Annotated in this window: 12 protein-coding genes; 11 read left to right on the forward strand and 1 reads right to left on the reverse strand. The window is 38.0% G+C overall.

Annotated elements, in window-relative coordinates:
• Positions 1–13 precede the first annotated feature (13 nt).
• The 11 genes from ACQWU4_RS09480 (at position 14) to ACQWU4_RS09530 (ending at position 13874) form a co-directional block, all read left to right on the forward strand.
• On the forward strand, positions 14–3085 hold the full coding sequence (locus ACQWU4_RS09480; RefSeq protein ID WP_429935524.1) for a TAT-variant-translocated molybdopterin oxidoreductase: 3072 nt from the start codon (positions 14–16) through the stop codon (positions 3083–3085).
• A 25-nt stretch (positions 3086–3110) separates the two neighbouring features.
• Positions 3111–4508: an NrfD/PsrC family molybdoenzyme membrane anchor subunit gene (gene nrfD / locus ACQWU4_RS09485; RefSeq protein ID WP_040993281.1), complete on the forward strand. Its 1398-nt coding sequence runs from the start codon at positions 3111–3113 to the stop codon at positions 4506–4508.
• Complete coding sequence (locus tag ACQWU4_RS09490) at positions 4495–5016, forward strand: DUF3341 domain-containing protein (RefSeq protein ID WP_184163928.1); 522 nt, start codon at positions 4495–4497, stop codon at positions 5014–5016. Before nrfD ends, ACQWU4_RS09490 begins: the two co-directional genes overlap by 14 nt.
• Position 5017: 1 nt before the next feature.
• Positions 5018–5716 (forward strand): c-type cytochrome, encoded by a 699-nt coding sequence (locus ACQWU4_RS09495; RefSeq protein WP_429935525.1) that lies wholly within the window; start codon positions 5018–5020, stop codon positions 5714–5716.
• Between the two features lie 8 nt (positions 5717–5724).
• Positions 5725–7056 (forward strand): quinol:cytochrome C oxidoreductase, encoded by a 1332-nt coding sequence (locus tag ACQWU4_RS09500; protein WP_429935526.1) that lies wholly within the window; start codon positions 5725–5727, stop codon positions 7054–7056.
• A 166-nt stretch (positions 7057–7222) separates the two neighbouring features.
• Positions 7223–8242: a hypothetical protein gene (locus ACQWU4_RS09505; RefSeq protein WP_429935527.1), complete on the forward strand. Its 1020-nt coding sequence runs from the start codon at positions 7223–7225 to the stop codon at positions 8240–8242.
• Between the two features lie 146 nt (positions 8243–8388).
• Positions 8389–9588 (forward strand): hypothetical protein, encoded by a 1200-nt coding sequence (locus tag ACQWU4_RS09510; protein ID WP_429935528.1) that lies wholly within the window; start codon positions 8389–8391, stop codon positions 9586–9588.
• Complete coding sequence (locus ACQWU4_RS09515; RefSeq protein ID WP_429935529.1) at positions 9588–10124, forward strand: adenine phosphoribosyltransferase; 537 nt, start codon at positions 9588–9590, stop codon at positions 10122–10124. The genes ACQWU4_RS09510 and ACQWU4_RS09515 overlap by 1 nt, the downstream gene beginning before the upstream one ends.
• A 214-nt stretch (positions 10125–10338) precedes the next feature.
• Complete coding sequence (locus tag ACQWU4_RS09520; protein ID WP_429935530.1) at positions 10339–11049, forward strand: tetratricopeptide repeat protein; 711 nt, start codon at positions 10339–10341, stop codon at positions 11047–11049.
• A 3-nt stretch (positions 11050–11052) separates the two neighbouring features.
• On the forward strand, positions 11053–11571 hold the full coding sequence (gene ribH, locus ACQWU4_RS09525; protein WP_429935531.1) for a 6,7-dimethyl-8-ribityllumazine synthase: 519 nt from the start codon (positions 11053–11055) through the stop codon (positions 11569–11571).
• Between the two features lie 224 nt (positions 11572–11795).
• Positions 11796–13874 (forward strand): LTA synthase family protein, encoded by a 2079-nt coding sequence (locus ACQWU4_RS09530; protein WP_429935532.1) that lies wholly within the window; start codon positions 11796–11798, stop codon positions 13872–13874.
• On the opposite strand, the gene ACQWU4_RS09535 is transcribed toward ACQWU4_RS09530, so the two are convergent.
• Positions 13864–14991, reverse strand: coding sequence for a glutathionylspermidine synthase family protein (locus tag ACQWU4_RS09535; protein ID WP_429935533.1), 1128 nt, complete (start codon positions 14989–14991; stop codon positions 13864–13866). The two genes, ACQWU4_RS09530 and ACQWU4_RS09535, sit on opposite strands and share 11 nt — an antisense overlap.
• Positions 14992–14994: the final 3 nt, after the last annotated feature.

Consider the following 14994-nt stretch of genomic DNA (forward strand, 5'->3'; position numbering starts at 1 on the left):
ATTAGAAGTATAAATGGCTTCAAACAAAATACAATTTAGAAGTATTCATGAACTTAAAGATCCGGCTTTGAACAATAAGCTGGCTCAGAAAGAGTTTCAGGAAGAAATTCCGGTAGAAGATTTCCTTGGAGATGCTGAACAGAACGGATCCAGTACTTCAAGAAGAGATTTCTTAAAAATATTAGGATTCTCTACAGCAGCAGTAACATTGGCTGCCTGTGAAGCACCGGTAATCAAAACGATTCCTTATGTGGTAAAACCGCATGACATTATTCCGGGGGTTCCGAATTATTACGCTTCAACATATTTTGACGGATTCGACTTCGCCAGCGTTTTAGTAAAGACCCGTGAAGGAAGACCTATCAAAATAGATCCGAACCCGGCAGCGGGAGATTTAGGAAAAACGAATGCAAGAGCTCAGGCAAGTGTGCTTTCTCTTTATGACAATGATAAAGTAAAGCAGCCTAAACTGGATGGTAAAGACGAAACTTTCGATAAAGTAGACAGTGTTATCCTTACAGGTTTGGCAGATGCAAACACAGCAGGTAAAAAGATAGTGCTTTTATCACACTCTTTACCTTCCCCTACTTTCAAAAAGCTATTTGCTGAATTCAAAGCTAAATATCCTACAGCTGAACTTGTAACTTATGATGCTTATCCTCATTCTGCAGCTTTAGATGCAGCTCAGGAAGTATTCGGACAGAGAGCATTACCGGTTTATGACCTTAAAGGTTCAGAATTGGTAGTTTCTTTCCAGGCAGATTTCTTAGGAGATTATAATGCAGCAAGCTTAGAAACTTCTTACGCAGCAGCAAGAAAGCCGGGAGCAAGCATGTTGAGACACATTCAGGTGGAATCCAACATGTCATTAACAGGTGCTAATGCTGACTCAAGATACAGATTAAAGCCAAGTGCTGTAAACAAAACTTTAATTGAAGTTTACAATGCAATTGTAGGTGGCGGTACTTCAGATAAGACTGCTTCTGAAATTGCAGCAGAGCTTAAAGCAAAAGGCAGCAAAGCTGTTGTTTTTGCTGACGGTTCTAAAGGTGCACAGGTTTTAGCACACTTAATCAACCAGAAATTAGGATCAGTTGCTTTCACAGGTAAAGCAAATCTTCTGAAAGATTTCGACAAAGCAAGATACCAGGAATTCTTAGGATGGGTAAATGCAGGTCAGGTTGGCGTATTGATCGCAAACAATGTAGACCCTATCTACTCTCATCCAAAAGGAGAAGACTTCAAAAAAGCTCTTGCAGCTAAAAAAGTAGACCTTGTAGTTGCCGTTGCTGATAAGAAAAATGAAATGTACAAAGCAGCAAAAGCTGTAATTCCGGTAGCTAACTGGCTAGAGTCTTGGGGTGATATTGAGCCTCAGACAGGAGTATATTCATTAATGCAGCCAACGATCCAGAAAATCTACAAATCAAGACAGATCGAAGAATCCCTATTGGTTTGGAAAAATGGTAAAAACAATGCTGCTAACAATTATTATGATTATTTAAAAGCTAGTTCTGCTTCCATTTTAGGAGGTACTTCTTTCAACAAAGCTTTATATAACGGTTTCACTACTTCAAGCAATGCAACTTCATTAGCATATGCAGGAGGTAATGCAGCTCAGGCTGTTGCTGAATTAGGAAGCTTCAAGCCTTCTGAATTAGAATTAGTTTTATACACCAAGCCTTCAATGGGTGACGGTACTCAGGCCAACAACCCTTGGCTTCAGGAATTACCGGATCCTATCACAAGAATGTCTTGGGATAATTATCTGACAATTTCTCCGAAAGATGCAGAAAAGTTTGCCATCGATAACGATCTTAATGCAAGAATGCAGCTGGATGGTTCTATCGTAAACCTTACTGTAAACGGAGTAACAATAAAAGATGTTCCTGTATTCATACAGCCGGGACAGGCAGAAGGATCTGTAGGTCTTGCGCTTGGATACGGTAAAAAAGACTCAGGAGCTACTGCCGATACCGGAGTAAATGCTTATCCTTTATTTGATGGTTCTAACTTAACTGTTTCAGGAGTTAAGATCGAAAAAACAGGAGAAGATCACGAATTTGCAGGTATCCAGCTTCAGAATACATTAATGGGACGTTACGAAATCGCTAAAGAAGTTCCTTTGGCAGATTTCCTGAATGTAGCATTTGACGATGAGCACAAAGGTTGGAACAAGCCTTTGGAATATCATACAATCAGTGGAGCCCTTCCGGCAAGAAAGATTGACCTTTGGGATGCTTTCGATGATACGGACGGTCCTCACTTTAACCTGTCAATCGACCTGAACTCTTGTACAGGTTGTGGAGCATGTATCATTGCATGTCAGGCAGAAAACAACGTTCCTGTTGTAGGTAAAAAAGAAATCAGAATGTCCAGAGATATGTATTGGTTAAGAATTGACCGTTACTATTCTTCAAGACAGAAAGTAGAAGTATACGAAGGATTGAAAGAAGGAATGGCTGTACCAGAATTATACGGTACTGCATTCGGAGACGGAGGTGCGTTAAACCACCCTGCAGACAATCCGGACGTAATCTTCCAGCCGGTAATGTGTCAGCACTGTAACCACGCTCCTTGTGAAACTGTATGTCCGGTAGCGGCTACTTCACATGGTAAGCAAGGTCAGAACCATATGGCTTACAACAGATGTATCGGTACAAGATATTGTGCAAACAACTGTCCGTACAAAGTAAGACGTTTCAACTGGTTTACTTATAACCTGAATGATAAGTTCGACTTCAACATGAACAATGATTTAGGAAGAATGGTACTGAACCCTGACGTAGTTGTAAGAACAAGAGGGGTAATGGAGAAATGTTCAATGTGTATCCAGGAAACTCAGGCTACTATCTTGGCAGCTAAGAGAGAGAACAGAAAAGTAACAGATAATGAGTTCAAGAACTCTTGTGCTTGTGCTGCTGCTTGTTCTACCGGAGCAATGACGTTCGGAGACATGAATGACAAAGAATCTGAAGTGAGAGAATTGTACTCCAGCAACAGAAGATATTATTTACTAGAGGAGATCGGAACAAAACCAAATGTGTTCTATCACACTAAAGTAAGAAACAGAGTAGAAAAATAAAGTTTAAATAATAAATAGGTAAAAAATGTCAGGACATTACGAAGCTCCGATAAGGGAACCTCTAATTATTGGTCACAAAACTTATCACGATATCACAGAAGATATTGCACGACCTATCGAAGAAAGAGCAGGTAAACTATGGTGGATTTCACTATATGCTGCCTTAGTTCTATTCATCTACGGATTTGGCTGTATCGCTTACACTATCGGAACAGGTATTGGAGCATGGGGGCTTAACAGAACTATTAACTGGGGTTGGGATATTACCAACTTCGTATGGTGGGTAGGTATCGGTCACGCCGGGACCCTAATCTCCGCAGTATTATTATTATTTAGACAGCGTTGGAGAATGTCTGTAAACAGATCTGCAGAGGCGATGACGATCTTTGCGGTTGTACAGGCAGCTATCTTCCCTGTAATCCACATGGGTAGAGTTTGGGTAGGATATTGGGTATTCCCTTTACCAAACCAGTTCGGTTCTCTTTGGGGGAACTTTAACTCTCCTCTACTTTGGGACGTATTTGCAATCTCTACGTATTTCTCAGTATCAACAGTATTCTGGTTCATGGGACTAATCCCTGACTTTGCAATGATCAGAGACAGAGCTAAAACTCCTTGGACTAGAAAAATTTATACATTCCTTGCATTCGGATGGGGTGGTAAAGCAAAACACTGGCAGAGATTCGAAGAACTTTCTTTGGTTCTTGCAGGTTTGGCTACTCCACTTGTATTCTCGGTACACACCACGGTATCTTTTGACTTCGCAACTTCGGTTATTAAAGGATGGCACTCTACAATCTACCCTCCTTACTTCGTTGCCGGTGCGATCTTCTCTGGATTCGCAATGGTACAGACCCTATTGCTTGTAGCAAGAAAAGTATGTCACCTTGAAGAATACATCACGATGTATCATATCGAGATCATGAACATCGTAATCATCTTAACAGGTGGTATGGTAACTGTAGCTTATGCTACTGAATATTTTATCGGATGGTATTCAGGTTCAAGATTCGAGGACTTTACATATCTTTCTCCAGGTGCTGCTGTAGGACCTTACTGGTGGGCATTCTGGTCATTGATCATCTGTAACCTTGTTGTTCCGGCTTCATTCTGGTTCAAGAGACTAAGAACAAACATTATCTGGACTTTCATCGTTGCATTGATCATCAACATCGGTATGTGGTTCGAGCGTTTTGATATCATCGTTATCAACCTTTCAAGAGATTACTTACCAGGATCTTGGACTATGTTTAAGCCAACGATCATTGATGTGGGTGTATACTTAGGAACAATCGGATTCTTCTCTGTATTATTCTTATTATACGCAAGAACATTCCCTGTAATTGCACAGGCTGAATTAAAATCGATTCTGAAAATTTCAGGTGAAACTTATAAAGCAAAAGAAGGAGATGAGCACCACTAAAATTGTATACGGACTTTATGCTGACGACGACGATTTAATGAACGGCGTTAAAGCATTCAACGATAAAGGGATTGCAATAAACGAAGTTTATACTCCATTCCCGGTTCACGGACTTGATAAAGCTTTAGGGTTAAAGAAAACCAGAATTTCTGATGCCGCATTCTTCTATGCTCTTTACGGAGTTACCATCGGTGCTACTGTAACTTGGTATGTGATGAATCATGACTGGCCTCAAAACATTGGTGGTAAACCTGCTTTTGACTGGGCACATAATATGCCGGCATTCGTAGTTCCAATGTTTGAATTAATGGTATTCTGTGCTGCTCACATGATGTCATTGACTTTCTTAGTAAGAAATAAAATGTATCCTGGAGCTCCTGCTCAGAACCCAGACCCGAGAACTACTGATGATAAATTCATGATGGAATTTGTAACTGATGACGTAGAGTCTGTAAAACAGTTGCTGATTGAAACCGGAGTTGAAGAAATAACTGTTAAAGACGCTTAAAATGAAAAAGAATGTATTAAAAATTACAGCTGTTTTAGGTTTAACAACGGTTTTACTTAATTCTTGCGGACCAAAAGAAAATACACCATTGGTATATTTCCCTGATATGTACTTTCCGGTAGCTTATGATCCATTGATGAAAGCTCAGGATGCCTATTCAGATCATGAAAATGAAATTCCTGCTTTCGTAAAAAATAGTTTTGCAACAGGTCTTACTCCTGTAGAAGGATCAGTTCCTCAAAACAAAGACGGAATTTTCGAAGAAAGCCTTCTTCCTAAAAATGTAGATGAATATAATGCAGGTTATGATGCCTCCAAGACAATGACAACATCACCTCTTAATCCGGCAAATGCTGCTAAAGATATTGAAAGAGGAAAAATGTTATTTGATCATACTTGTGCAGCATGTCACGGAACTGGTGGTGATGGACAGGGTCCAATTGTACAAAGCGGAGCTTTCTCAGGTGTACCAAACTATGCTGACAGAGAGATTACTGTAGGATCTGTTCATTATGTATTAACTAACGGTAGAAATGCAATGGGATCTTATGCTGGCCAGCTTAATGCAGGTGACAGATGGAGAGTAGCAATGTATGTGATGAGTGCCTTCAAAAAAGCAGCAGCACCTGCAGCAGCGGCAACGCCTGCAGCTACACCAGCCGCAGAAGCAAAAGAGACTACTACCGAAACTAAAAAATAAGAAAAGAAATGTATAGTTTTTCACCAAAATTAAAATCAACTTCTATAATCCTTCTTGTTGTAGGTTTAGTTCTATTTGCTATCGGTTTCTTTATGAATAAAGGAATGACTACTGAGAAAATAGAGCATATGATGGAAGCAGTTCATTCTGCCGGTCATACTGCCCCTACACACTCAAGTGAAATGGTAGGACCTCAGGATCATGCTTCTCATTTAGAACATGCAGAGCTTCAGGTTCACAACCAACCATTAGCATCACTGCACTTTGTAGCAGTCTTTTTCTTTGGAGTTAGTTGTGCTGTATTATTCTTTTACTGTATTCAGCATGCTGCCCACGCAGGTTGGCCTATTATTATTACAAGAGTAATGGAAGCTATTGCTTCTTATATCCCATATGGTGGTGCTATTCTGGTTATTATGATGATATTGAATATCACGCACAATGGCCATTTATTCCACTGGATGGATCCTGAATTGACAGATCCTAATTCTGCACACTTCGATGTGATCCTTTTTGAAAAGAAAAGATTCTTAAATATTCCTTTCTATGCTATCAGAACTTTAATCTATGTGATTGGAGCTTCTTTCTTCGCATGGAAACTTAAAGCTCAGTCTAAGAAAGTAGACGAAACTAAATCTAAAGTAGATTATCAGATGCTTTACAGATGGGCGGTAGGATATATTGCATTCTTCGGATTTGCTTCTGCTGCTTGGGCTTGGGACTGGTTGATGTCTATTGACCCTCACTGGTATTCTACAATGTATATCTGGTATTCAATGGTAAGCTGCCTTTCAAGTGGTATCGCTGTGATTATCCTTCTAAGTGTTTACCTTAAGAAAAATGGTTTCTTACCTCAGTTCAACGACAACCACTTACACGATTTAGGAGTATTCCTTTTCGCTACAAGTATGCTTTGGACATATACATGGTTTGCTCAGTTCATGCTTTACTGGTATGCGAACGTTCCGGAAGAGGTTAACTACTTCTTCGGAAGATTCCAGCACTACGGACCTACATTCTTACCAATGCTGATCATCAACTTCCTATTACCTTTATTGGTATTGGTAAGCAGCAGCATCAAGAGAAACTACAAAGTAGTAACAATAATGGCTATAGTAGTTATTTTAGGTCACCTTTTAGACTATTTCAATATGGTAATGCCTGGAACGGTAGGACCTTACTGGAAAAATCCTGAAGTATTCCTATTAATAGCAGGAGCTGTTCTATTTGTAGCAGGATTATTTATGTTCACTGTACTAACAGCATTATCTAAATTAAAGCTGATCCCTACAGGAAACCCATTCTTACACGAATCTGAAATTTATGAGTATCCTTTCTAAGGACTTGTAACAGACATAAAATAAAAAAGACTGATTGTAATGATCAGTCTTTTTTTATGCAGACAGGTGAAAAATTTAAATTCTTCAGGCAACCATTTTAAATTTTGTGTGTCTTTATAATAAGACTGATGAATTATTTAAATAAATCAAAAAACAAAATATCATTATGAAAAGAAATTATCTGATCTGTATCCTGTTTGTTTTTCTGTTTAGCCTAATTCAGGCACAAACCATAACTTTTGTTTCTGAGCAAACCAATAAACCTCTGCCTAAAGTTTCAGTCTTCGGAAAAGACGGAAACATTCTTGCCTATTCTGATATAGATGGTAAGATAGACAAACAGACAATTTCTCCTTCTCAGGAAAAATTCCAATTAGTATACAACAATTTTCCTGTTGCGCTTCTTACCTATTCAGAGCTTAATCAGGATATCATTAAAATCAATGACCAGGTAAAAGAAATTGAAACTGTAGTCATCAAGAATACAAAGCCTGCAAAATATATTGTCATTAAGGGTAATTTTAATGCATACGTAACTGTAAACAGTAAACTGAACAGCTATGCAGACGGAATCGTAACCTATATTTTCGATAACAAAACCAAAAAGCTGAAAAGCACAAATGTTGAACAGTACAGAGTCTTTAGGTTAGAGCTTAAAAACGAAAAAAAAGAAACTTCAACATGGGATTATGGCCAGTCTTTACAACTGCCAAAACTGAAAAATGTAGGAAACCCTGAAGAATATAAAACCAAAAGAAATACCATTAAAGAACTTAAAGGTGACCGGAATGATCAGATTGAAGTGACAGGTGCTGCTCTTCAGGAGAAAGAATTTTCCTTATTTGGTTTCAGATTCTTTGATATAAGAACGATACTTAATATGTCTTTTGAAAAAAATTCAGAAAAAAGCCTTAAAGATTTTCTTGAATACAACGAAGTTGCTTTTGTAAAGCTTAAGCATAAAAGCGAACCTGATTATACCCAGATTATCCTCTACAATAACTTTTATCCTACAGAACTTAATTTCAGCAACGATGATGATATAGAGAAAGTGAAGTTTGATAAAAGCAGCAGCAGTTATAAAATCCAATACTGGCAGGAGCCTTCCTTCCCGAATATGCAGACGATATTCAGTTCATTTTTCAAAGATGATTTGAAAGAAAAGGAAAATAAAGCCAAAAACTAAACCTCTACTTCACAGGATAAAAAGTTTAAAGAATAATAACAGTATATATCATTTGAAAAAGACATAGGATCTGATAAGCAACAAAAGAAAAATAAAAACTTACTATTAATAAAGGTTTTATTAAATTTGCAACAAACCAAATAAAAATGAAAAAGTTTTCTTTTCTACTTGTTTTCAGTCTGTTGCTTTTTACGGCATGCAAGAAGGATCATGTAGATGCTACGAATACTAAAACGCTTCAGTCAAGTATCAATGATATGACTGCAAGTCTTTCAACAATTAAACAGATCAAGTTCAACGAAGCGCTTTATATTCTGAAGACGTTCGGTGTAGAGGCAGATGGTGATGTGGAAGAACTAAAAGCCCTTGGAAAGCTTATTGACGGGAAAAAAGTTCCTGAAATTCTTACTTTGGCTGACGGAGTCGCGCAGAAAAATGGGATTGAATGGGCCAGTACAGCCCCACCTTCACTTGGAGAGATGAATATCTTCGGTGATGATAAAGCTAAAGAGACTGATGCCAATGACGTAAAAGCAAACTCATTGAGCATTATCACGAGACCTACCGGCGATGATGGAACCGGAGCTCCTACAGCCATTCAGGTGGTTCCAAGACTTGTGGATAATGCAGGAAACCCTGTATCATTTACCGGAGCTGGTTTAGAAGCTACTTTAGAAGTATTCAGTAATGGAGTAAAACTTTCTACGGCGAAAAACCTTATGCAGGATAATAATTTTAAAGGATTTAATTTAAAATTTTCTTCAATTCCTGCTGCTAAAGTCGTAGACGGCAAAATTGATATTACCGTTTCGGTAAAAACTACAGCAAAGACATTCAAAATGTCTAAAATTGGGCTGGATGTAAATGCATCAGCTCTGAAAGTTCCGGTTGTTCCAAAAACGGATTCAACAGCTGTAACACAAGATCCTAATGCTGTAATTGATCCAAACAATCCAACGACAACACCTGCTACAACTGCAGATCCTAACGCGGCTACTGCTACTCCAGCTGCTCCCAAGCAACCGGCAGCAGATCCGAAAAGTACAGTAAGCAAATTCCTGAGCAGTGTAAGCTCTCAAAACCTTAAAGCTGCATATGATGCTTCCAGCAATCCTAGCTGGGGAAGCTATGAATCATTCTCCAACCCTACTTCAGGTTTTGGATCTGTGAAGAATGTAAGTGTGAAGAACATCACTACCAACGGTACAACAGCCAACGGAGCAAGTGTAAATGCAACCTATGATGTAACAGACAAGAGCGGAAAAACAACTTCTTTAAAAGTGACTTTCGGACTTAAAAATGTAAATGGAGACTGGAAAATTTCCAGCTATAAAATAAACCCATAATGGCTTCACAAGAACTGATTAAAAAACTGGAAGAAACTATTGAAAACTTTCCTGATTTTCCTATTCCGGGAATTCAGTTTAAAGATATTTCACCCATTTTTCTGGACCCGAAGCTTTATGAGGAAGTTATTGCAGATCTTGTTGCTTTCAGCAAAGGAAAGGTAGATGCCGTGTGCGGAATTGAAAGCCGCGGATATCTCTTTGGAATTGCCATTGCTGTAGCACTGGAAGTTCCTTTCATTTTGGTTCGTAAAAAAGGAAAACTTCCCCCACCAATTGTTTCGGAAAAATACGATCTTGAATATGGAAGCGCAGAAATAGAAACCCGCGAAGGCCAGATCAAAAAAGAACAGAGAATACTGATTCATGATGATCTTCTGGCAACAGGCGGAACGACAGAGGCTGCAGCCAAACTTGTGGAAAAACAGGGAGCAACCGTAGCCCAGTTCAGTTTCTTAACAGCATTAAAGGGATTAAACGGTGATGAGAAACTGAAACAGTTCAATGCTGAAATCTATCACATTTTAGAATTTTAATTTCACGGAATATAAAAAATGCTTCGACTCCGCTCAGCATGACAAGGCTAATAGAACTATAAAAATATTAGTATTAAAGATGTCACGCTGAGCGGAGTCGAAGCGTTTTTGGCATTAGTATATGGCAATTCACAACATTTTCACAATAATACTTCAAAGTATTTTGTAAATCATTCAGAAACAATTAAATTTGCAGTTCAATTTTTAAGAATTTATGGCAAAATTGGGAAAGAATGCTCCGAATGAGCAAGAAGGTAAAGAAACGGTTGAGTTCTTTAAAGACCTTGACAGAGAGGCTTTAAACACTGAAAGATTCCTTGAGAAATATTCAAAACAATTGGGTATTGTATTTGGGGTATTGGTTTTAGGCGTTTTAGGATTCTTTGCTTACAAACAGTTTGTAGTGGCTCCTAAGAATGTTGAAGCTGTAAAAAGTTTCCTTGCTGCACAGAAAAAGCAGACAGAAGGTAAAGATAAAGAAGCTTTAGGCGGAAAATCTGCAGCTAATCCGGGTTTTGTAGGAACATATAACGATTATTCAGGAACAAAGGTTGGCGAACTTTCTGCTTACAATGCAGGTTTATTAAAGTTCAAAGAAGGAAAATTCCAGGAAGCCTATGATCTTTTAGATAAATTCTCATCTGATAATAAAACATTGGTAGCGTTAAAATATGGTGCAATGGCTGATGCAAAATCAGGTCTTAACCAAAATGACGAGGCTCTGTCTTTATTGGACAAAGCATCAACTGCTTCTGATGATCCTTATACAACTTATTATTTTACAAGAAAAGCAGGTATCGTAGCATTAGGATTAAAGAAAAATGCTGAAGCTAAGAAATACTTCTCTGCAATTGACGAGAAATATCAGGACTACGACAACGGAATGTCTGATTCTTATATTGAAATGACTAAATATTTAAATTAAAACATGGCAACAGTTAATCTTTCCGATTACAAGCCACTTCATATAACAAATGCCGAAGAGTTTTCTATCGGCATTGTTTTTTCTGAGTGGAATGATTTTGTAACTTACAATCTTCGTGATGCAGCTTTGGAAATTCTTGAAAAAGAAGGTGTAAAACCAGAAAACATTAAACTTTTCCCGGTTCCGGGGGCATTTGAGCTGAACTATGCAAGCATGCAATTATGCAAAGAAAGAAAATATGATGCAGTAATTGCCATCGGATGTGTGATCCGTGGTGAAACTCCTCATTTTGATTTTGTATGCTCAGCAGTAGCACAGGGAATTAAAGATTGCAATGTCCTAACAGATACCCCAACAATCTTCTGTGTTCTTACAGATGATAATAAAGAACAATCCATAGCAAGAAGCGGTGGAGATCTGGGGAATAAAGGGGTGGAAGCAGCCGTAACAGCCTTGAGAATGATTGATTTCAGAAAGAAACTTTCAGATAAAAAAGGGAATATCGGTTTCGGACACTCTTAGATTTTAATACATCTTAACAGTAATATACAGGACTATTTTTTAATAGTCCTTTTTTATTTATACAGCTTTTAAACATCTTCCCAATACTTTACAAGATTATAGAATAAGTTAATTATTCAATGATAATTCAAAAAAAATATAAGAAACATCATGTTTTTATTTTTTTCCTCTAAAAGTTGTATACAAAAACTATCTTTGCGAAAATTAATCAATACATAACGTATATGCTTTCAAGTAAAATAAAACCATTCTTGTATTTAGGGATTTTTTATCTTATCATTTCGTTGATTATACGGATTGTATTTTTTTTCCACCCTATTACAACAGCCGGTTTTGGATTTTTTGAAGTGATAAAAGTCCTCTCCATTGGTTTATTGAATGACATATTTGTTTTTACTTTAGCCAGTACACTACTGGCCGTTTACTTTCTGTTTCTGTCGGATTCCAAATATCAAAAGCCTTACGGATATATTATTTTCGGAGCTTTAGTACTGTTTTTCCTTTATATTCTGCTTGTTCCGAATAATATTTTCAACCAGTACGGAGGATCTGTTTCAGAAATAGCTTTGGCTTTTGTAGGTATCAAAACCATTTTCTTTGGCCTGATGCTTTTCCTCCCATCCAGGAGAATCAAAATCCGCAATGTGCTGTATTTTATCACACTGTTATTATATGTCCTTCTGATTATCTTCAATGCAGTAAGTGAATATTTCTTCTATAACGAATTTGGAGTACGCTATAATTTCATAGCTGTAGATTATTTGATATATACGAATGAAGTTATCGGAAACATTATGGAAAGCTATCCTGTCGTTCCTTTATTTTCCGCCATCCTTATTGTCACTTTAGCCATTACATGGTTTATTTATAAAAAAACAAAAGACGAGCTTTTAGATCTGCCAAATTTTAAACAGAAAATGGTACTGCTGGGAACTTTTATTGTTATGGTCAGCCTCAGTCTTTTAGGAGTATCTTCATTAATGGAGATCAGATCAAACAATGTCTTTGCTGATGAGATAGAAAGCAATGGACTTCCGAAGTTCTACTGGGCTTTTACCCACAATGAACTGGATTATTTCAAATTCTATCCTAAAATTGGACAGCATGAAGCTGAAAAGAATTTTTTGAGCCAATATTCAGACCCTGCCTTACCAAGAAATGTAATCTCCGACCAGCCGGAACTTAAGAAAAATGTAGTCTTAATATCTATTGAAAGTTTATCCGCCGATTTCATGGAGCATTACGGAGGAACTAAAAAAATAACTCCATTCCTTGACAGTCTGGCAGACCGCTCAATGATGTTTACCAATCTTTACGCTACCGGAAACAGAACCGTAAGGGGACTTGAGGCATTAACGCTATGTATTCCTCCTACCGCCGGAGAAAGTATCATTAAAAGAGACGACAACAAAAATAAATTTACAACAGGAAGTGTATTCAAATCCAAAGGATATGATGTGAAATTTCTGTATGGAGGGTATAGTTATTTCGACAATATGCAGGACTTTTTCGCCGGAAACGGTTATGATATTGTGGACAGAAATAATTTTAAACCGGAAGAAATCACTTTCGCCAACGTTTGGGGTGTTGCTGATGAAGATATGGCTAAAAAAGCGATCCAGACCATGAACGCCGAAGCTAAATCCGGAAAGCCGTTTTTCAATCACTGGATGACGGTTTCCAATCACAGGCCTTTTACCTATCCTGATGGAAGAATTGACATCCCCGGAACCGCAAAATCTCGTGACGGAGGTGTAAAATATACAGACTATTCACTCAGAATGTTTTTTGAAATGGCTAAAAAACAGGATTGGTACACAAATACAGTCTTCGTAATCATTGCTGACCACTGTGCATCCAGCGCCGGAAAAACAGAGCTTCCGATGGATAAATACAGAATTCCTGCAATGATCTTCTCGGAAGGTTTCATTGAGCCTCAGAAATTTGATAAACTGATGTCTCAGATCGATGTAATGCCTACCTTATTTGGATTATTAAATTTCAGTTATCAATCTAAATTCCTGGGTCAGGATGTTCTCAAAAAAGAATTCCAGCCAAAAGCTTATATCGCAACTTATCAGGATCTTGGCTTCGTAAAGGACGGCCATTTAACAATCATTTCACCTGTTAAAAAAGTAAAGCAGTATTCTTTACAGCTTGAATCCAGCAGTCTTGCTCCTGAATTCAAACTGTATTATGATGAAAATCTGATCAAAAATCCAGAACAGAAACTGGTGAATGATGCTATTTCCGCCTATCAGTCCACTTCATTCTGGCTTAAAGAAAAGAAGCTTAACCGATAAGGTGGGGAACAAAACGGCTCTGGTTATTGGTGATCAGATGAACACTTTCCCTGATCCCGATACCTGCAGGCTCCTGCCCGATTACCCAGCTGCCAATGACCGGATAATTTCCCTCAAAGTTCGGAAGATCAAATAATTGCTGGTAAATAAAACCTTCTTTGCCATACACACCCTCATTTTCCTCAACCGGAATATTGTTTTTGTGAAGAATCACGTTTGCTCCTTCTCTGGAATAGATCGGTTTTTTTGCAAAATCTTTCAGATGCTTAGGTTCAAAATAAGATTCCAGCAGATAAGGATGATTGGGGTACATTTCCCAAAGGACAGGCAGAATAGCTTTGGATGAAAGCAGGATTTTCCATGCCGGTTCAATCCATTGAGATCTGAACCCGTTTTTCACAAGTTTCTCTCCGAAACCGTCTGCAAGAATCCATTCATAAGGATAAAGCTTGAAAATATATTCCATGATCGCCTGATCACCGGCCACAAACTCTGAAATATCCTCAGCCCAGCCAATATCCTGAACAGGAATAAATTCTGTATCAAAACCAGCCTGCGAAGCACAATCACGCATATATTCCACATTGGTAACATCTTCAATATTGGTAAGCGAAGCAAAATAGATGTGGTGCGGATTCATATAATTTTTAAGATGCTTCCAGTAACCCACCAGTTTTTCATGAATTGAATTAAACTGGTCTTTATACGGAAACAGCTCCTGAAGCCAGTACCATTGGATAACCGAACCTTCATACAGTGATGTAGGTGTATCAGCATTAAATTCCAGCAGTTTCAGGTTTTTCCCATCAAAACCGAAATCAAATCTTCCATAAATGGAAGGATGATCTTCCTCCCAGCTTGTGATGATGTAATTCCGGAACCATTCAGGAATATTGAATTTATCCCAAAGATTTTTTTCAATAATATAATCTACCGCTTCCAGGCACATCTGCCAGAGTTCTGCAGTTGCACTTTCTATTTTATTGATTTCTTCTGTGCTGAACTGGTAATAATGGCTTTCATCCCAGTAAAGACCATCCAGAGAGTGATATCCGAATCCTAAATTCTCAAGCTTATGCTGCCAGTTTTTCCTGAACTGTGACTGAATTCTTTCCATAAT

It is taken from the genome of Chryseobacterium sp. MIQD13 (genome assembly GCF_050496705.1).
Classification (GTDB): domain Bacteria; phylum Bacteroidota; class Bacteroidia; order Flavobacteriales; family Weeksellaceae; genus Chryseobacterium.